Source organism: Ruegeria sp. AF5 (assembly GCF_056541905.1).
This window is the reverse complement of record NZ_JBQFYZ010000004.1, coordinates 160850-179568: the sequence shown is the minus strand read 5'-3', so window position 1 is coordinate 179568 and position 18719 is coordinate 160850. Positions and strand designations below refer to the sequence as shown.

General features: G+C 57.4%; 22 protein-coding genes. 10 read left to right on the top strand and 12 right to left on the bottom strand.

The window, feature by feature from the left end; translation table 11 throughout:
* Nucleotides 1-40: 40 nt before the first annotated feature.
* A complete protein-coding gene (locus tag ACR0DS_RS08925) occupies nucleotides 41-421 on the bottom strand; it encodes a VOC family protein (RefSeq protein ID WP_209598670.1) in 381 nt (126 codons plus the stop codon).
* Nucleotides 422-501: 80 nt separating this feature from the next.
* Here ACR0DS_RS08925 and soxR point away from each other — a divergent pair, with 80 nt between their 5' ends.
* The 4 genes from soxR to ACR0DS_RS08905 all read left to right on the top strand — a co-directional run bounded on the left by soxR (nucleotide 502) and on the right by ACR0DS_RS08905 (nucleotide 5367).
* Nucleotides 502-957: a redox-sensitive transcriptional activator SoxR gene (soxR, locus tag ACR0DS_RS08920; protein WP_209598669.1), complete on the top strand. Its 456-nt coding sequence runs from the start codon at nucleotides 502-504 to the stop codon at nucleotides 955-957.
* Nucleotides 958-1093: 136 nt separating this feature from the next.
* On the top strand, nucleotides 1094-2740 hold the full coding sequence (locus tag ACR0DS_RS08915) for an electron transfer flavoprotein-ubiquinone oxidoreductase (protein ID WP_480558773.1): 1647 nt from the start codon (nucleotides 1094-1096) through the stop codon (nucleotides 2738-2740).
* A 145-nt stretch (nucleotides 2741-2885) separates the two neighbouring features.
* Entirely contained in the window at nucleotides 2886-4556 is a 1671-nt protein-coding gene (locus tag ACR0DS_RS08910) for a tetratricopeptide repeat protein (protein WP_480558947.1), read from the top strand.
* Complete coding sequence (locus ACR0DS_RS08905) at nucleotides 4546-5367, top strand: 4-(cytidine 5'-diphospho)-2-C-methyl-D-erythritol kinase (protein ID WP_480558775.1); 822 nt, start codon at nucleotides 4546-4548, stop codon at nucleotides 5365-5367. Before ACR0DS_RS08910 ends, ACR0DS_RS08905 begins: the two co-directional genes overlap by 11 nt.
* On the opposite strand, the gene ACR0DS_RS08900 is transcribed toward ACR0DS_RS08905, so the two are convergent.
* Nucleotides 5360-6358, bottom strand: a complete 999-nt coding sequence (locus tag ACR0DS_RS08900) for a polyprenyl synthetase family protein (RefSeq protein ID WP_480558948.1) — start codon at nucleotides 6356-6358, stop codon at nucleotides 5360-5362. The genes ACR0DS_RS08905 and ACR0DS_RS08900 overlap by 8 nt on opposite strands.
* 56 nt (nucleotides 6359-6414) lie before the next feature.
* On the opposite strand from ACR0DS_RS08900, the gene ACR0DS_RS08895 reads away from it, so the two are divergent.
* From ACR0DS_RS08895 to ACR0DS_RS08885, 3 genes are all read left to right on the top strand, one after another.
* The gene (locus tag ACR0DS_RS08895; protein ID WP_050604033.1) at nucleotides 6415-6630 is read left to right on the top strand and encodes a putative signal transducing protein; all 216 of its coding nucleotides are present in this window, start codon (nucleotides 6415-6417) and stop codon (nucleotides 6628-6630) included.
* Entirely contained in the window at nucleotides 6627-7391 is a 765-nt protein-coding gene (locus tag ACR0DS_RS08890) for a tRNA1(Val) (adenine(37)-N6)-methyltransferase (protein ID WP_480539005.1), read from the top strand. The genes ACR0DS_RS08895 and ACR0DS_RS08890 overlap by 4 nt, the downstream gene beginning before the upstream one ends.
* 131 nt (nucleotides 7392-7522) lie before the next feature.
* Nucleotides 7523-7687 carry a YdcH family protein gene (locus tag ACR0DS_RS08885; protein WP_083445267.1) on the top strand — a complete coding sequence of 55 codons (165 nt, stop codon included), beginning with the start codon at nucleotides 7523-7525 and terminating at the stop codon, nucleotides 7685-7687.
* On the opposite strand, the gene yddG is transcribed toward ACR0DS_RS08885, so the two are convergent.
* The 10 genes from yddG to ACR0DS_RS08835 all read right to left on the bottom strand — a co-directional run bounded on the left by yddG (nucleotide 7684) and on the right by ACR0DS_RS08835 (nucleotide 15520).
* The gene (yddG, locus tag ACR0DS_RS08880) at nucleotides 7684-8550 is read right to left on the bottom strand and encodes an aromatic amino acid exporter YddG (RefSeq protein ID WP_480483101.1); all 867 of its coding nucleotides are present in this window, start codon (nucleotides 8548-8550) and stop codon (nucleotides 7684-7686) included. The genes ACR0DS_RS08885 and yddG overlap by 4 nt on opposite strands.
* Nucleotides 8547-9494 (bottom strand): transcriptional regulator GcvA, encoded by a 948-nt coding sequence (locus tag ACR0DS_RS08875; protein WP_480558777.1) that lies wholly within the window; start codon nucleotides 9492-9494, stop codon nucleotides 8547-8549. The genes yddG and ACR0DS_RS08875 overlap by 4 nt, the downstream gene beginning before the upstream one ends.
* Before the next feature lie 298 nt (nucleotides 9495-9792).
* Complete coding sequence (gene phbB, locus ACR0DS_RS08870; RefSeq protein WP_209506587.1) at nucleotides 9793-10515, bottom strand: acetoacetyl-CoA reductase; 723 nt, start codon at nucleotides 10513-10515, stop codon at nucleotides 9793-9795.
* Nucleotides 10516-10702: 187 nt separating this feature from the next.
* Entirely contained in the window at nucleotides 10703-11878 is a 1176-nt protein-coding gene (locus tag ACR0DS_RS08865) for an acetyl-CoA C-acetyltransferase (protein ID WP_209598663.1), read from the bottom strand.
* A gap of 190 nt (nucleotides 11879-12068) precedes the next feature.
* The gene (locus ACR0DS_RS08860; protein ID WP_480558779.1) at nucleotides 12069-12902 is read right to left on the bottom strand and encodes an EAL domain-containing protein; all 834 of its coding nucleotides are present in this window, start codon (nucleotides 12900-12902) and stop codon (nucleotides 12069-12071) included.
* 103 nt (nucleotides 12903-13005) lie between these two features.
* Nucleotides 13006-13194, bottom strand: coding sequence for a hypothetical protein (locus ACR0DS_RS08855; protein WP_480475045.1), 189 nt, complete (start codon nucleotides 13192-13194; stop codon nucleotides 13006-13008).
* A gap of 91 nt (nucleotides 13195-13285) precedes the next feature.
* Nucleotides 13286-14257, bottom strand: coding sequence for a sterol desaturase family protein (locus tag ACR0DS_RS08850; RefSeq protein ID WP_480558781.1), 972 nt, complete (start codon nucleotides 14255-14257; stop codon nucleotides 13286-13288).
* Nucleotides 14254-14640, bottom strand: a complete 387-nt coding sequence (locus tag ACR0DS_RS08845) for a hypothetical protein (protein WP_480558783.1) — start codon at nucleotides 14638-14640, stop codon at nucleotides 14254-14256. Before ACR0DS_RS08845 ends, ACR0DS_RS08850 begins: the two co-directional genes overlap by 4 nt.
* Nucleotides 14641-14754: 114 nt before the next feature.
* Entirely contained in the window at nucleotides 14755-14880 is a 126-nt protein-coding gene (locus ACR0DS_RS08840) for a hypothetical protein (protein ID WP_480558785.1), read from the bottom strand.
* Between the two features lie 73 nt (nucleotides 14881-14953).
* A complete protein-coding gene (locus ACR0DS_RS08835) occupies nucleotides 14954-15520 on the bottom strand; it encodes a TlpA disulfide reductase family protein (protein WP_480558787.1) in 567 nt (188 codons plus the stop codon).
* A 21-nt stretch (nucleotides 15521-15541) separates the two neighbouring features.
* On the opposite strand from ACR0DS_RS08835, the gene argH reads away from it, so the two are divergent.
* The 3 genes from argH (at nucleotide 15542) to lysA (ending at nucleotide 18697) form a co-directional block, all read left to right on the top strand.
* Nucleotides 15542-16930, top strand: coding sequence for an argininosuccinate lyase (gene argH, locus ACR0DS_RS08830; protein WP_480558789.1), 1389 nt, complete (start codon nucleotides 15542-15544; stop codon nucleotides 16928-16930).
* Nucleotides 16927-17127: an argininosuccinate lyase gene (locus ACR0DS_RS08825; protein WP_480486634.1), complete on the top strand. Its 201-nt coding sequence runs from the start codon at nucleotides 16927-16929 to the stop codon at nucleotides 17125-17127. The genes argH and ACR0DS_RS08825 overlap by 4 nt, the downstream gene beginning before the upstream one ends.
* Nucleotides 17128-17431: 304 nt before the next feature.
* Nucleotides 17432-18697 (top strand): diaminopimelate decarboxylase, encoded by a 1266-nt coding sequence (gene lysA, locus ACR0DS_RS08820; protein WP_480545890.1) that lies wholly within the window; start codon nucleotides 17432-17434, stop codon nucleotides 18695-18697.
* Nucleotides 18698-18719 lie beyond the last annotated feature (22 nt).

Genomic DNA, 18719 nt, shown 5'->3' with positions numbered 1-18719 from the left:
CTTGCACCATCGCTTTGAAGGCGTGCAGAGCCACAGCATCTCAATCATATTGAACCACTTCAAACTCGATGCCGTTGTCATCCCTGAAATAGAACCGACGCCCCGGTTCGTAATCGGCATGATTATGGGGTTCGAACCCGGCCTTGCGCACCTTGGCCTCGGTTGCATCGATATCTTCGACCAGAACACCAACATGATTCAGCCCGCCGACGATATCGTAGCTGCTTTCGACCAATGGTTTCGGCGCATCGGGTTTGTAAAGCGCAAGATAGGTGTGGGCCGATCCGACATGCACTGTATATCCGCCTGATATTGCGGGTCCTTCCCACCGTGTTTTCCAGCCAAAGACCTGCTGCATCCAGGCGGCCGAGGCCTGTGGGTCGCTGACAGTGAAATTGGTATGCTCAAGCGTTGCCATCATGGGATCTCCTTTTTGGCTTGTTTCGACTCACCGTAATTTCTAAACCTAACTATAGGTCAAGGTATTTCTTCGAGGGTGACATGGCTGTTTCAGAAGGGTTGGCAATCGGGGCATTGGCCCGACGTACGGGGTTGGCCGTTTCAGCGATACGGTATTACGAAGCACAGGGTTTGATTGCGCCCTGGCGCAATGCGGGTGGGCAGCGACGTTACCAGCGGGCAGATATCCGGCGGCTGAGCTTTGTCATGATCGCGCAGCAGTTCGGCCTGACCTTACCTGAAATCCGCGAGGTCTTGTCGGGCTTGCCGGGAAAGCGAACACCGACACCACAGGATTGGAAAGCCATAAGCGTGCGGTTGCGCACTCATCTGGACCAGCGAATCGATACCCTGATGCGATTGCGCGACAATCTGGACGGCTGCATCGGATGCGGGTGCCTCAGCTTGCCGAAATGCAAGCTTTATAACCCCGATGACAGGGCAAAATCCCATGGTAGCGGTCCCAGATACCTGATGGGTGATGCACCAGAGGACTGATGTGTCGAATAGCGCCCTTGTTACGCCGTGTTTCGATTGACCAAAGTCTTTCTGACCATGTAATCAGCCGTGAAACAAAATTGCGCAGATCCTGCAGTGACAGCGCCAATTCGGAAAGTAAGCTAGGGAGCCCGCGATGGCCGAGATTGAACGCGAAGCAATGGAATATGACGTGGTGATCGTAGGCGCAGGTCCTGCGGGCCTGTCGGCGGCCATTCGACTGAAACAGCTGGATGCGGACCTGAACGTCGTCGTTCTGGAAAAGGGCTCAGAAGTAGGTGCGCATATCCTGTCTGGCGCAGTTCTTGATCCCTGCGGACTGGATGCTTTGATCCCGGATTGGAAGGCTAAGGGTGCTCCGCTGAACGTGCCGGTGCATGAAGACAATTTCTACATGCTGGGCGAGGCAGGCAAGATCCGCATTCCCAACTTCCCGATGCCGCCGCTGATGAACAACCATGGCAACTACATCGTTTCGATGGGCAATGTTTGCCGCTGGATGGCCGAGCAGGCCGAGGAACTGGGCGTGGAAATCTTCCCCGGCATGGCCTGTTCCGAACTGGTTTACGGCGATAACGGTGAAGTCAAAGGCGTAGTGGCCGGTGTCTTTGGTCTGGAAGCGGACGGCTCTTATGGCCCCAACACCGAGCCGGGTATGGAATTGCACGGCAAATACGTCTTCCTGTCGGAAGGTGTGCGCGGCTCACTGTCCAAGGAAGTCATCGCCAAATACGACTTGTCTGCCGGCAAAGAGCCGCAGAAATACGGCGTCGGCATGAAAGAGATCTGGGAGATCGATCCGGCAAAGCACAAGGAAGGTACGGTCACGCACACAATGGGCTGGCCTCTGGGCGGCAACGCAGGCGGCGGGTCGTTCATCTATCATCTTGAAAACAATCAGGTCTATGTCGGCTTTGTGGTTCACCTGAACTACAAAAACCCGCACCTGTACCCCTACATGGATTTCCAGCGCTTCAAGCATCACCCGATGGTGGCCGAGCTGCTGAAAGGCGGCAAGCGCGTGGCTTACGGTGCCCGTGCGATCACCGAAGGCGGCCTTCAATCGATGCCCAAGCTGGTGGCGCCGGGCGTGGCGCTGCTGGGCTGTTCCGCGGGCATGGTCAACGTGCCGCGCATCAAGGGCAACCACAATGCGATGCTGTCTGGTAAGGCCGCGGCTGAGGCTGCTTATGACGCGATCAAGGCTGACCGTTCAGGCGATGAGCTGACCGCTTACGAGGCCGATGTCCGCAATGGCGCAATTGGCAAGGACCTGAAGAAGGTGCGCAACGTCAAGCCGATGTGGTCCAAGTGGGGCATGATCCCTTCGCTGGTGCTGGGTGGTCTGGACATGTGGACCAACACATTGGGCTTTTCGCTCTTTGGTACGCTGGGACATGGCAAGAACGATGCACAGTCGACCGAGGAAGCCAGCAAGCACAAGCCGATCAATTATCCCAAGCCCGATGGCACGCTGTCCTTTGACCGTCTGACCAACGTGTCCTTTGCGGCAACCAATCACGAGGAAAGCCAGCCCTGCCACCTGCGCCTGACGGACCCGGATATCCCGGTCAAGGTCAACCTGCCCAAGTTCGACGAACCGGCGCAGCGCTATTGCCCGGCAGGTGTGTACGAAATGGTCGAGGATGACAACGGTCCGCGATTCGTCATCAACTTCCAGAACTGCGTTCACTGCAAAACCTGTGACATCAAGGATCCAAGCCAGAATATCACCTGGACCACGCCGCAGGGGGGCGACGGACCAAACTATCCGAACATGTAAGCAAAAAACCGGCAATGGCAGGGTCGTGAAGGCTCTGCCATTGCCTCTTGCCGACCGAAGCCCTAGCTTAACCGTCAGTCAACGATAGTAAGGCAGGATTTCGGTGGTTTCCCTGGTTCGTCGCGCGGCATTGTCCGTGCTGCTCATGTCGTCGGTCGCAGTTCCGGCCTATTCGGATTCGGGTGCCGGTTCATATCTGGCCGGGCGTCAGGCGATCTACGAAAGCGACTATTCTGCGGCGGAAAGATACTACGCCCAGGCTCTCAGGTTTGATCCGGAAAACGCGCTGCTCTTGGAAAGCGTTGTTGTCGCCCGCCTTGCGCTGGGGGAAATTGCCCGTGCTTTGCCCGTTGCAAAGCAGATCGAGGAAGCCAACCTTCCCAGTCAGGCCGCGCGCATGGCGATTTCGGCCAATTTGATTGCTGACGGCAAGTTTGACGAACTTCTGGCGCGTGACCCTGAAACGCAGGGGATCGGTCCTTTGGTTGATGGGCTGATGATCGCATGGGCCCATCTGGGGCAAGGTGAAATGACAAAGGCCATGGAGCAGTTCGATGCCGTGGCCACGCAGGAAGGCCTCAGGGAATTTGCGCTGTATCACAAAGCCATGGCATTGGCCTCTATCGGCGATTTCGAAGGTGCCGAGGTGATATTTGCGGATAATAACGGCGCGGTTGCGCGGTTCTCGCGTCGGGCCGCGCTGGCCCGTACAGAGGTGCTGTCACAGCTGGATCGCAACGAAGACGCCATACAGTTTCTGGACGATGTGTTTGTTTCCGGTAGCGATCCGACCATTGAAGCCTATACCGGCCAATTGACCGCGGGCGAGACGCTTCCGTTCACCCATGCGGGCTCTGCGCTGGATGGCATGGCGGAAATATTCTTTACCGTTGGTGCCGCATTGAACAGCGAGGCTTCGGCAGACTACGTCCTGCTTTACGCGCGACTGGCGAGCTTTCTGCGCCCTGACCACGTGGACGCCATTCTGCTGAGCGCGGAATTGCTGGACAAGCTGCAACAGTATGATCTGGCTGTTGCGGCCTATCGTATGGTCCCGGCAGGCAGCAATGACCACCATGCCGCAGAACTTGGACGGGCCGAAATCCTGGATAAATCCGGAAAAACCGATGCGGCCATTGAAGTTCTGCAAAACCTGGCGCTGCAAAACCCTGATTTGCCTAGCGTGCATGTTTCTCTGGCAGATCTTCAGCGTCGTCAGGAAAACTATGCGGCTGCGGTTGCCTCTTACGACACTGCGATTGCTTTGACGGACAGTCAGGCAGGTGGGAATTGGTTCCTGCACTACGCGCGCGGCATAAGCCACGAGCGGCTGAAGCAGTGGGATCAGGCTGAATCCGATTTCCGCCGGGCGCTGGAGTTGAATCCGGATCAGCCGCAGGTGCTGAACTACTTGGGCTATTCTTTGGTAGAACGGAAAGAAAAGCTGGATGAAGCGCTGGACATGATCCAACGCGCGGTCGAAGCCCGCCCGGATAGCGGCTACATCGTGGATAGTCTGGGTTGGGTTCTGTTCCGTCTGGGTCGTTACGAAGAAGCGGTCGAGCATATGGAGCGCGCGGTTGAGTTGATGCCTGTTGATCCGGTCGTCAATGATCATCTGGGGGATGTCTATTGGGCTGTTGGACGTGCGCGCGAGGCCGAGTTCCAATGGAAGCGGGCGCTGTCCTTTGTTGACCCCGAAGACACGGATGGCGAGGCTGACCCAGATCGCATTCGACGCAAGATCGAGGTCGGACTAAGTGCCGTTCTGGCCGAAGAAGGTGCGGAACCTTTGAAAGTCGCAAATGGAAATTAAGGCGTTTGCGCCCGCCAAGATCAACCTGACCCTGCATGTGACCGGACGTCGTAAGGACGGTTATCACCTGTTGGATTCGTTAGTGGTTTTTGCTGATCTCGGCGATCAGTTGACATTCACACCCGGCCCTGAGCTGACTATGGACGTGAGTGGGGAGTTTGCTGAAGGCGTGCCCACGGACAGCCGTAATCTGGCCTGGAAAGCGGCCGAAGGCGCCGGCTGGACCGGGCATATCGACCTGATCAAGTCTCTGCCCCACGGGGCAGGTATAGGGGGTGGGTCATCGGATGCAGCCGCCACGCTGAATATGCTGGGCGGTCTGGGCCGTGACATCCCGCCTGACCTGCCGTTGTCACTGGGGGCAGATGTGCCCGTTTGTCTCGAAAACCGGGCGATCAGAATGCAAGGCATTGGCGATCGTTTGGCGGCGGTGAACCTTCCGAACCTACCTGCCCTGTTGGTCAACCCGAATGTGCCGGTGCCGACAGGAGCCGTTTTCAACGCGCTGGCGTCGCGAGACAATCCGCCGATGCCTGAGCTGGTCCCTGATTTTGAAGACGCTGAAGCCTGTGCCCTGTGGTTGCGTGATCAACGCAATGACTTGCAGGTACCTGCCATGGGCGTTGCACGTGAGATCGAGCAGGTTCTGGACGAGTTGAACATGACCAGTCGTGCCCTTGTGACGCGCATGTCGGGGTCAGGATCAACCTGTTTTGCCCTATATCCCACAATGAAAGACGCGCATCTCGCGGCCTATGAGATCGGTGCGGCGCATCCTGACTGGTGGTGCCGCGCGACGCAGCTTAACTAAGGCGCGAGACCACGTAATCGGCCAGTTCGCGCAGCAGGCTGCGAATTTCATGATCGGGCAGAACATCCAAAGATGCCTTTGCCTTGTTCGCCCAGCCCAAAGCGTCCTGCCGGGTTTTTTCCAGCGTTGCGTATTTGTCCATCAAACCCAGCGCATGATCCAGATCACCGTCCTGTTGGCGGCCTTTTTCGATCGTACGCTCCCAGAATGCGCGTTCTTCGGGCGTGGCCTGTGCAACAGCCTTGATGACAGGCAGGGTCAGCTTTCGTTCGCGGAAATCATCGCCCACATTCTTGCCGGTTGTCTTGCTGTCCCCCTGATAGTCCAGCAGATCGTCCGCTATCTGGAATGCGATCCCCAATGCGTCACCATAATCGAACAGGGCCTTGATCTGTTCTTCCGATGCACCGGCGATCACGCCGCCCACCTCGGTCGCAGCTGAAAACAAAGCTGCTGTCTTGCCGCGCACGACCTGTAGGTAAACGCTTTCATCTGTCTGCAGGTCGGTTGCTGCGGTCATTTGCAGCACCTCGCCCTCGGCGATGGTTGCTGAGGCATTGGCCAAGATATCCAGAACCCGCAGCGAACCCGTTTCGACCATCAATTGGAAGCTGCGAGAAAACAGGTAATCACCGACCAGCACACTGGATTTATTGTCCCAAAGTAGATTTGCGGTCGGGCGTCCGCGCCGCTGCGCGCTCTCATCCACAACGTCGTCGTGCAGAAGGGTAGCGGTATGGATGAACTCGACCGTGGCAGCAAGGCGTACATGGTGCTCGCCCGAATAGCCAAACAGCCGCGCCGCTGCCAATGTCAGCATCGGGCGCAGGCGCTTTCCGCCCGCCTCGACCAGATGCTGGGTCACTTCGGGGATACGTGGGGCATGGTCCGACGCCATCCGGGTGCGGATCAACGTGTTCACAGCCTCCATTTCACCCGCCAATATATCAGCGAGGCGCTCATGCGGTTTTGAGATCATGCCGACGGTCATCATTCTCCTGATACAAGGCTCGACTTCCGCCCCGCCTTGCCCTTACATCCATCCCCATGAAAGAACTATTGCGCAGTACCGATCCGACGATCCTGGCCTTTGCATCCGCTCTCCTTGAAGGCGAGGATATAGACTGCTTTCAGATGGACGTAAATATGAGCATCCTCGAAGGTGGGATCGGAATCTTTCCCCGCCGACTGATGGTTCGCGCCGAAGACCTGACCCGTGCTGAACGTGTGATGCGCGACAATGAAATTCCGCTGGGCCGATGACCCGGTTTTCCGATAGTGAACTCAGCTGCAATGATTTCTTGGGGGGCAGGGTTCGATTGCTGCAACCTCGGTCGGGTTATCGTGCCGGGGTCGACCCGGTATTGCTTGCCGCATCCGTTCCGGCCAGCGCAGGTCAGTCCGTGTTGGAACTGGGGTGCGGCGCAGGGGCTGCCATTCTTTGCTTGTCCTCCCGAGTGCCCGGTCTGCACCTGACAGGTATCGAGCTACAGCCTTCCTATGCGGAATTGGCCCGCAGAAATGCGGAAATCAACCGGATAGAGCTGGAAGTTGTCCAAGCTGATCTGACTGCTTTGCCTGAGGCGTTTCGGCAGCGCCAGTTCGATCACGTAATTGCGAATCCGCCCTATTATCGGGCGGGGGCGCATAGCCCTGCAAAGGATGCTGGACGAAGTGTGGCCCTGAGCGAAGACACTCAGTTGGCCGACTGGATTGCAGTGGCTGCCAAACGCCTTGCGCCAAAAGGGTACCTGCACATGATCCAGAAAGCCGATCGACTGCCCGACATGCTGGCAGCGTGCCAGGGGTTGCTGGGATCGGTAGAGTTGTTGCCGCTAAGCCCACGGACAGGGCGAGAGGCTGAGCTGATCATTCTGCGCGCCCGCAAAGGAGGGCGTGCGGCATTTCGCCTCCACCCACCTTTGATTGTGCACGCGGGTGAACGTCACGAAAAAGACGGCGAAAGCTATACGGATGCAGTTTCGGCCGTGCTCCGGAAGGCCGCTGCCCTGCCCGGGTTTTGACGACGACCGGCAATGTCCAGCCGATTTTGTCGGATTTGTTTCAGATTCTGTGCGTCTGCAGCGTGACAGGGTGGAAACGATGTGATCAACTTCTTACGTGACATTCAGACACGTATAAAAGGAGGATCGCAATGAGCGTGAGCGCACATCTGACAGAACTGAAGAAAAAGCACGAATCTCTCGGTCTAGAAGTAGAACAAGCCCAACGCTCGCCAGGCATCGATGATCTCCACATAGCCCAGCTGAAGAAACAGAAGCTCAAGCTGAAGGAAGAGATCGAGCGACTGTCTGCTTAAGATTTCAAACTGGAACGGGCCGCGATCAAGGCCCCGCCGGTAATCAGAAAGGCCGCGATCGCCAGCCCCCAGGATGGGGCAGCGATCCCGGCCATCACCAAAGCAAGTGTCGACAAAAGCGGGGCCGCATAAGATGAGGTCCCGAGCATTTGAATATCACCCTGCTTTACCCCGATATCCCATACATAAAAGGCCAGTCCAACGGGCCCGAGGCCAAGTGCCAATACCGATAACCACCCCAGTGTCGTGTCGGGCAGCACGGTGTCTTCTATGGCCAGATGCAGCAGACCCGAAGCCATCGCAGCCATCAGACAAAAGACCGCAACCGAACTGGTCGGTGTACCCCCCAATTTGCGCGACAAAACCGAATAGCCTGACCATGTCAGGGCGCAAAGCAGGGCCAATGCATATCCCGGCAGGTGTTGTGCCTGAAAACCGGCGCTCCCGCCTCCGGTGATGATCAAAGCAGCCCCAACAAAGCCAAGGCATGCCCCGATCAAGTGACCAGTGCGAAGCTGCTCGCCCGGCAGCAGGCCGGAAAACAGAACGATAAGAAGGGGCCAGAGATAGGCAATCAACCCGGCCTCGGCCGCGGGGGCCATACGCAGGGCTGAAAAATACAATGCGTGATACCCGAACAGACCCAATGAACCGAACAGGTAGGTCGTCCAGGGGACCTGTTTCAACCCGCTAAACCCACCGGTTGCGGCTGTCCAAATCAACCCAAGTGCCCCACCAATCGAAAAGCAGATCGTGTTCAACAGCAATGGCGGTGTGGGTGCAGAGCCGACGGTCAAAAGCGCCAGCAAAGCCCATAATAGTACGGCCCCAAAGCCGATGGCTGTTGCGCGCGTTTTGGTCATGATCCGGAAACCTCTTCGATCGGAATAATGTCGAATTCATCCGAAATATGCGCGGTCTTTTCAATCTCGGTCAGGAACCAATCCCGAAATGCTGAGATCTGAGGACGTTTTTCGGCCCCCGGAAGGCACAGGAACCGGAACCGGCCCAGCGTTTCCAGCGCGACCTTGAAGGGGGCAACCAGCCGACCCTCGGTCAAGTCCTTGAGGATCATGGCGCGCCGTCCAAGGGCGACACCAACGCCGGCGACAGCGGCGTCAATCGCGTGATCTGCGTTGGAAAAATGCGCCCCATGAGTGGGGATAAAATCGATACCCACAGCGCGGAACCAGGCAGGCCAGTCGCAGGGCGGGGTCAGAAAATTGATCGAATCGTCGTGGATCAACGGTGCGTCGCGCAGGCTGTCTGGCGTGGTGAATTGCTCCGCTAGCTCCGGGGTCATGACCGGGGTCAGCCACTCTTTTCTTACAGGTACGGAATACAGCCCCTCATCGGCGGAATTGCCAAACCGGATGGCAACATCCACATCATCTCGCTCCAGATCCATGTTGCGCAATGTGGCCGAGAATTTCAGGTCGATTTCCGGATGTGCACGGGCGAAATCGTAAAGGCGAGGTGCGAGCCACTTTGCAGTCAGTGCCGGACCTGCGGTGACGGTCAATCCGGTGTCATCCTCCTGCCTGCGTACAGCACGCCACGCGCTTTGCAATGTGGCAAAGCCCTCTGCCGCGCCGGGGGCCAGGGCGCGGCCCGCATCAGTCAGTTCCACAGCACGGTTCAGACGGCGGAACAGAGGGCGACCCAGATGCTCCTCAAGCGATTTGATCTGAAAGGACAGGGCCGCTGGCGTCACGTGCAGCTCTTCCGCCGCTTTCGCGAACGACATGTGCCGGGCCGCGGCATCAAAAGCCCGAAGCGCGGTAAGTGGGGGCAGATAATCACTCATGGTCAAGAAATTCTTAACTGAAGGTTCAGGAAACTTCGTTTGTCATGATCCTAGGTGACCTTCATATTCACATCAGGTCAAGCAAAACTGAATTGAAAGGCGGCTGCCATGATCGAGATGACAATAAATCCCGCCGCCCAAGTGGCGATCCTGCGCGCGCATGAAGAGCGTGGCAAGGTGGTCCGGCAGTTGTGGAATTGGGTATTGGGTTCCCGCTGATCGCAGCGCGCGCGATCTTACGGGATAAGGATGGGCCGGCCCTGATGGACCGGCCCGTTTTCACAATTCTGATTGCAGATCAGACGAAGAACTGGGCACCATTGGCCGAGATGGTCGAGCCGTTGATGAACTGAGATTCGTCCGAGGCCAGGAAGGTCACACAGCGTGCAATCTCTTCGGGCTCGCCCAGACGACCGGCGGGGATCTGGCCAATAATCGATTCGCGTACCTTTTCGGGCACCGCCATCACCATCTCGGTTGCAATATAACCGGGGCAGATCGCGTTGGCCGTGATGCCTGCCCGCGCGCCTTCCTGCGCCAGAGATTTCACGATGCCCAGATCGCCCGCCTTGGTCGCAGCATAGTTCACCTGAGCGAACTGACCTTTCTGGCCGTTGATCGAGCTGATGACGATGACACGGCCAAATTTGCGCTCGCGCATGCCGGGCCAGACAGGGTGCACAGTGTTGAACACGCCGGTCAGGTTGGTGTCGATCACGTCTTTCCACTGATCGGGTGTCATTTTGTGGAAAGGTGCATCACGGGTGATGCCTGCGTTGGCGACAACGATGTCGATGGGGCCAACCTCGGCCTCGACCTTTTCGATGCCCGCTTTGGATTCGTCATAATCGGCGACGTTCCACTTGTAGGTCTTGATGCCGGTTTCTTCGGTGAATTTCGCGGCGGCTTCGTCATTCCCTGCATAGGTGGCCGCAACGTTGTATCCTTCGGCTTTGAGCGCCTTGGAAATTGCTGCGCCAATGCCGCGGGAACCGCCGGTAACGAGTGCTGTACGTGCCATTTAGGACTCCTCCAATTTTAGTCGCCTTGGTAATGCTGTTACTTTGAGAGATGTTTGTGCGCAATATTGTTTCGTCGTTAAGGTGTTTATTTCGGATGGCAATATCGTCGCATCTAAGGGGTACGGCCCCAGTGTAACAAAAAAGGGCGTCCCATGGACGCCCTTTTCTATTTGGTTATTGGCGCACTTAGTCGCGCTCCACACACAGGGCGACACCCATGCCGCCGCCGATGCACAAGGTGGCCAGACCTTTCTTTGCGTCGCGGCGCTTCATTTCGAACAGCAGCGTGTTCAGAACGCGGCAACCTGATGCGCCGATTGGGTGGCCGATGGCAATTGCGCCGCCGTTCACGTTCACAATCGACGGATCCCAGCCCATATCTTTGTTCACTGCGCAGGCCTGCGCGGCAAAGGCTTCGTTGGCTTCAACAAGGTCCAGATCGTCGACGGACCAACCCGCCTTTTCCAATGCCTTGCGCGAAGCGTAGATCGGGCCAACGCCCATGATCGACGGGTCCAGCCCGGCAGTTGCGTAGGACGCGATGCGCGCCAAAGGTTCGATTCCGCGCTTCTCTGCGTTTTGAGCTGACATCAGCAGGGTTGCGGCCGCGCCGTCGTTCAGGCCCGAAGCGTTTGCAGCTGTGACCGATCCGTCCTTGGTGAAGGCGGGGCGCAGCTTTGCCATGGCTTCCATTGTAGCGCCGTGGCGGATGTATTCGTCCTTGTCCATCACGATGTCACCCTTGCGGGTCTTGATGGTGAAGGGCACGATTTCGTCGACAAACTTGCCAGCTTTTTGCGCCGCCTCAGCCTTGTTCTGCGAGGCGACAGCGAATTCATCCTGCATGTCGCGGCTGATCTGCCATTTTTCGGCAACATTTTCCGCCGTTTGGCCCATGTGATAGCCGTTGAAGGCATCCCACAGACCATCGCGGATCATGGTGTCGATATATTTCATATCACCCATCTTGTGACCGGCGCGCAGGGCAGCTGCGTGGGGCGACAGGGTCATGTTCTCTTGGCCACCAGCGGCGACGATGTCGGCATCGCCGAGTTGGATGTGCTGAGCGCCCAATGCGACCGCACGCAGGCCCGAGCCGCAAACCTGGTTGATTCCCCAGGCGGCACTTTCCTGCGGCAAACCGGCGTTGATATGCGCCTGCCGAGCCGGGTTCTGGCCCTGAGCCGCAGTCAGCACCTGACCCAAGATGGTTTCGCTGACTTCGCCTTTTTCAATCCCGGCGCGCTCAACAACTGCTTCCAGGACGGCCGCGCCCAGATCATGTGCGGGGGTGTTCGCAAACGAACCACTAAAGCTGCCGACACCTGTTCGTGCGGCGGATGCGATTACTACGTTGGTCATATGATCAGTCCTTTACCGTCATTGTCTGGCGGAATGTCTGACGGCGCAGGCCGAGAGTTTCCCTCTCGAAACAAGAGCGCCCCGTTATCCCCCGCTCAAGTACTTCTGCAATAGCGTAATGCTGCACTTGCAGCAACGGGCAGCTTGTCTCAGCTTGGGAAATGGCGGAAAAATGTCGATCACCCACGGGTCAACTTGCTGTTTTTGAAATTTTTTCCTGTTTCCACGGGGGCGAAACACTGGGCGCGCCAAACAAAAAGCCCTGCATGCAATCCACGCCACTTTCAAGCAAAAATGCCGCATCCTTCTGAGTTTCGACCGATTCGGCAGTGACCAGAATTTCAAACTCACGCGCTACGGCAATCAGGGCCCGCACCAAAGCCTGGTTGTCGGGGCTGTTGCTGATGCCCCTGATAAACTGACCATCGATCTTGGCGGCGTCGAACAGAAACTCGCGAAAGTGGCGGAAACTGAAGTTGCTGGCACCAAAGTCGTCCAGCGCAAACGCGATGCCGCGATCCTGAAGGCGGTCCATGAAGTCGACCACCAATTCAGGCACCTGCATGGAAGAGCTTTCGGAGATTTCTAGGATCAGCCGTTCGCCCAGCTGCGGGTCCCGTTTCAGAAACCGGTCCAGTATACTGGACCAGTTGGAATAACCGATCGAGCGGGCGGACATGTTGATCGACAGGCGGATCTGGGGGTTCTTCACCAACGTGCGCAGACCAAGTTCCAACGCGACGCAGTCGAGATCACGTCCGATCGGGGTGTTTTCAACCTGCGGCATGAATTCGCGGGCGGGTATAACACGCCCTGTTTCATCCATCACGCGAATGAACCCTTCATAAAACGCGATGCCATGCGGCGGGTGCGCCTGAACAACTGGCTGAAAGGCCAACCGACATTGCTTGTGCTTCACAGCATCGGTTGCCATCTGAACCACCGAACGATCCCGTGTTGACACTGCTGCATTCAAAGGGGTGTCCAACCCTTCGGGAAGATTGGCGAGCTTTTTGTTTCCCATAGGCGCAGATTCTCTTGTGTCCGAAACAGGTGTTTTGACACAGTTTCGGGGCAAACAGATGAATCTGCGGTTAAAGCGTCAGAAGAAGTTGCTTAATGCGGTTTCAGCGCGCGGAATGTCCGGCACGGGCCAGTGATACCGCGGCTCCAAGAAGGGCTCCTGTCGCACCCAGAATCATCAGGACAAAACCCAGTGCGATCAGCGTGCCAACAAAGCTGCCGAGCGCGGCAAGCATGGCCAGCAACAGGCCAAATAACCCGACGAAGGTCGAAATGGTTGCCAAACGTTTCATGCCGCCCCTCGCTCAACTATGCGCCACATTCAATGACCGATATGGCGTGCAAAGGCTGGAGTTCAAGTCGTAGTGGGGCCTGACAGCTGTGTCAGGCCTGTTCCGCCTGTCCTTTCGGCAGGATCTTGTCGACCTGCTCAAATCCGGGCGTTCCCCGGTCCTCGGGGTGGCGAGCCAGGTGCTTAGCTTTTATCTGTTCCGAGTTGTCGCGGCTGCCGTCGTGGCTGTACCCCGGAGGCGCGAAACAATAGGCCAGACGTTGCCGTAGTGTCAGGCCGGGCTGCGTGGCGTCGTGCCAGATGCCGACCCATTCGTGAAACGCAACGCGCAAAGGGTTGAAGGTGCCGATATTGTGAACCAGCCCGTAATCGACCCGATCGTTTTCCTGTTCAGGCACAAATGTCCCGAACATCTTGTCCCAGATGATGAAAACTCCGGCGTAATTGCAATCCAGATACCGTGCGTTCCGGCCGTGATGCGCGCGATGATGGCTGGGGGTATTCATGACCGCTTCGAACCATCGGGGCATCTTGCCGATGGCCTCGGTGTGAATCCAGAACTGATAGATCAGGTTCAATCCACCGACGAACAGAACCATGGCCGGATGGAAACCCAGCAGGATCAGCGGCGCGCGAACGACCATCATGAACGTAAAGGTATAGGTCCAAGTCTGCCGCAGAGCTGTGGTCAGATTGTAGTGCTGTGAACTGTGGTGGTTGACATGGCTGGCCCAGACCCAGCGAATGCGATGCCCAAAACGGTGTACCCAGTAATAGCGAAGATCATCCAGGACAAAGCACAGAATGATAATGGGAATTGACGTGCCCAGGTCCAAAGGAGTGATCTGCCACAGCCACATGAAAAACGCATAGGCAATAAAGCCCAGCAAAAAGCCCGACGCGATGTTCCCGGCCCCCATGATCAGCGAGGTTACAGCATCGCGCGTTTCATACCGCCCGCCTTTGCCTTTGACTGCGATCCACAGGAATTCTGCCAGAATAGCAGCGATGAAAAACGGGACGGCCCATTGCACCGCATCGGGAAAGCTTACCTGGTCTGTCATGCGGGCCTCATCAAGTGTTGCCAGTGCTGGCGTTCGGTCTGGTCAAGGTGAAGAGTCGCGCGTGGGGTGCTGAAGTCGTGAAACCGAACTTCGATGCCATTGGCGGTCTCAAACCAGTCGAAGTCCTGGAGATGCCGCGCTACTGTGTCGGCGCCGAAGGACCAGATCAACCCAGCCCCGTTCTGGGTTCTTACCAGCGCCGCGTGACCGTCATGGGCGATTGTCACGTCGATCACCGTGTCTTCAGGGAAATGCCGCAGCCACTGGCGTGGCGCCGTGTCTGGCGTCAGCACGTGCAACCGCGACTTGCCTGTCAGATGCAACAATACCGTAATCCCGGCTATGCCTCCAACGACCAACACCAATAGAATTTCCAGCGGCATTCCATCCTCCTGAGCGCAGAGTGCAAAGGAGGATGGAAACTGTCAAAGGTGGCGTGACGTCAGCTGTGTTGCAAAATCAAGGCTCTGATCGCAGCCATTCGAGAAGCAGGAATACTAGTCGGAGATCGCGTAGGTTACTGGATCTCCCTTTCCCTTCTTGCGTACATCTTTGGCGGTAGCAGCATCAGCGGCTATCCAGAAATCACCCGCCATCGCGGCAATTCCTTCAATTGATTTCATAAAAATATCCTCCGGGTTGAATGCCCGAAGGATATCGCGATTCACTGAACTCGCTGACTATAAGGCTATTTCCTCAGCTTTCTGCGCCAACAAGCGTCGACACGATCGCCTTCGCGCTGTCCGAATTCCATTCGGCGTCGCCGATCAACCGCGCGATTTCCTGACCTTCGGGATTCAGAATGACCGTGATGGGCAATGCGATGATACCGAATTCGCGCGCGGCAGCCGAGCTGAGGTCCTGGTGACGCGGCAGGTTGGATATGCCATTTTCTTCGAAGAACTTCTTGATCCCTGCTGGTGAGTTGCGGCCTGTGGCAAGGGTCAGAACCTGAAACTTGTCCCCCCCGAACTCGTCCTGCAACTCGGCGATCTGAGGCATTTCTTTGCGGCAGGGGGCGCACCAGGTGGCCCAGAAGTTCAGCAGAACATACTTGCCCTCATAATCGGCCAGCGTGCCGACACCCCCGTCATCTTCCAGCTGAAACTCGATCACTTTTGCCGGTTTGGGTTCTTCATGCAGGATAAGGCGCTTCAGACTGCCTTCCCGTAAGGGGCCCAGTGTCGCGGCATCGGTTGCCAAAGCGGCATTTGCACCTAGCGCAAGGGCCATATAAAGGGGGATCAAACGAAATAGGCGCATATCAACTCCGGGTTTTCTTACATGACCGATCAATCCTCGAACCAGATGTGGGGCGGCCGCTTTGCCGCCGGTCCAGACGCGATCATGGAGGCGATCAACGCCTCGATCGGGTTCGATCAGCGGATGGCAGCCCAGGACATCGAAGGCTCGCGCGCCCATGCGGCCATGTTGGCTGCTACAGGCGTCATAAGTGATAGTGATGCTGAAGCCATTCGGGAAGGGCTGCTCACCGTTTTGTCAGAAATCCAGAGCGGCACGTTTCAGTTTTCAACTGCGTTGGAAGACATACACATGAATGTCGAGGCGCGGCTGAAAGAGATCATCGGCGAGCCTGCTGGCCGTTTGCACACAGGGCGTTCGCGCAATGATCAGGTGGCGACGGATTTCAAACTGTGGGTCCGGGATCAGCTAGACGCGGCTGAAACTGGTCTGCTGGCTCTGATTCGCGCGCTTTTGGCACAGGCCGAAGCAGGCGCCGATTGGGTCATGCCCGGCTTCACCCACCTGCAAACTGCGCAACCCGTAACATGGGGCCACCACATGATGGCCTATGTCGAGATGTTCGGCCGCGACCTGAGCCGAGTCCGCGACGCCCGTGCCCGAATGAACGAATCCCCGTTGGGGGCCGCCGCACTGGCGGGTACATCTTTCCCCATTGATCGCCATATGACGGCGCAGGCGTTGGGCTTTGATCGCCCCGCCGCCAACTCGCTGGATGCCGTCAGCGACCGCGATTTCGCGCTGGAGTTCCTGTCGACCGCCTCGATCTGCGCTGTGCACCTGTCGCGCTTTGCCGAGGAGCTGGTGATTTGGTCGTCGGCCCAGTTCCGTTTCGTGTCCCTGTCCGACCGGTTTTCGACCGGCTCGTCGATCATGCCGCAGAAAAAGAACCCGGATGCAGCCGAACTGATCCGCGCCAAGGTTGGGCGTATCTATGGGGCCAATACCGCGCTGATGATGGTGATGAAGGGCCTGCCGCTGACCTATTCAAAGGACATGCAGGAGGACAAGGAACAGGTCTTTGATGCCGCCGACAACTGGATGCTGGCACTGGCTGCGATGGAAGGGATGGTCAAGGACATGACCGCCAACCGCGACAGCCTTGCCGCCGCCGCCGGCTCGGGTTTCTCGACCGCTACGGATCTGGCCGACTGGCTGGTGCGGGTGCTGGGCCTGCCGTTCCGGGATGCGCATCACGTCACCGGATCACTGGTGGCCATGGCCGAAGGCAAGGATTGTGATCTGCCCGACCTGACGCTGGATGATATGCAATCGGTCCATGGTGATATCTCGGATGATGTCTACTCTGTCCTTGGCGTCGACAATTCGGTAAACTCGCGGCAGTCCTACGGTGGTACCGCCCCCGATCAGGTGCGGGCCCAGATCGAACGATGGAAGGCAATGGTATGACAACCGCGCTACGTGCGATCCTGATTGCGGTTTCCGGTCTGGTGCTGGCCGGGTGCGGGGCTGATGGCGAGCCTGATCAACCAACTGCCCCTCAACCCACGGTCAGTGCCACCATTGGGGTTGGATCAAGCGGCGCGTATGTTGGCGGGGGTGTCGGCCTAAGCCGCGGACCGCTGGGCATTTATCTTGGATTCTGATCCTTTTGAATGTTGCGCCCATGGTCCCGGCACCTCATGTTGGGTCCACGTATCGATTACCTGTCACACAAAGAAATGGTATTGAAATGAAAATTCTGGGATTGGTTTGTGCTCTTGCTGTTTTGGCGGCTTGCGAGCCTTCGTCAGCGCGACGTCCGGAACCTGCGGCCGAACCAAAACAATCGGGCACCGGCATTTCAATCTCGGGCTATGGCCGAGTTGGTGTTTCAACGCAAAACTAAACCGGGACTAAGGATACAGAATCCATTGATCCGAAGTCCTTTTATGGTCTAAGCGCGCAAGCATGGATCACTTTTTGTACCGCGACGGCGCGCTTTACGCCGAGGATGTCCCCGTCTCCGAAATCGCAGCCGCGGTTGGAACACCGTTCTACGTCTATTCCACGGCTACATTGCTGCGGCATTTCAAGCTGTTCGATGACGCGTTGGACGGCACCGATCATCTGGTCTGCTACGCGATGAAGGCGGCCAGCAATCAGGCGATCCTTAAGACATTGGCCCAAGCAGGTGCGGGGATGGACGTGGTCTCGGGCGGAGAATATCTGCGTGCGAAGGCGGCTGGTGTTCCCGGTGACAAGATCGTGTTCTCAGGTGTGGGGAAAACAGCGGACGAGATACGCATGGCGCTGAGCGGCGGCATTCGCCAGTTCAATGTCGAATCCGAGCCCGAAATGGAAGTGATCAACGCCATTGCGCTTGAGCTTGGCGTGATCGCGCCGATTACCGTCAGGGTGAACCCGGATGTTGATGCCAGGACGCATGCCAAGATTGCCACGGGCAAGTCCGAGAACAAGTTTGGCATTCCGATAGCCCGCGCCTCGGAAGTTTATGCTCACGCCGCCGACCTGCCGGGGCTGGAGGTGATCGGCATCGACGTTCACATCGGCTCGCAACTGACCGAACTTGAACCGTATGAGTTGGCCTACACAAAGTTGGCCGAGTTGACCGAGCGCCTCCGCTCTGAAGGTCACAACATTAGGCGCCTTGACCTGGGCGGTGGTTTGGGCATTCCATACACCCGGTCGAACGACGCACCGCCCTTGCCGATTGAATATGGTGCGCTGGTCAAGAAAACACTGGGCCATCTGGGCTGTGAGATCGAGATTGAGCCGGGCCGCCTGATCGCGGGCAATGCCGGGATCATGGTCAGCAAGGTCATCTATGTGAAATCAGGCGAAGGTCGCGACTTTTTGATCCTTGATGGGGCGATGAATGACCTGATCCGGCCTGCAATGTACGAAGCGTACCACGATATCATAGCGGTGCAGGAACCGGCGGCTGGCGTGGAACAGCAAGCCTATGACATCGTAGGCCCGGTCTGCGAATCCGGGGATACCTTTGCCAAGCAGCGCAATATGCCACCGTTGAAATCGGGTGATCTGGTCGCATTTCGCAGCGCGGGTGCATACGGTGCGGTGATGTCCAGCGAATACAATACCCGTCCGTTGATCCCTGAAGTTCTGGTGAATGGCGATCAATTTGCAGTCATTCGTGAACGGCCAAGCTTTGACGAAATCATAAACCGCGATACCATACCATCGTGGCTTTGACGCGATAACCGCGCGGGCCCGT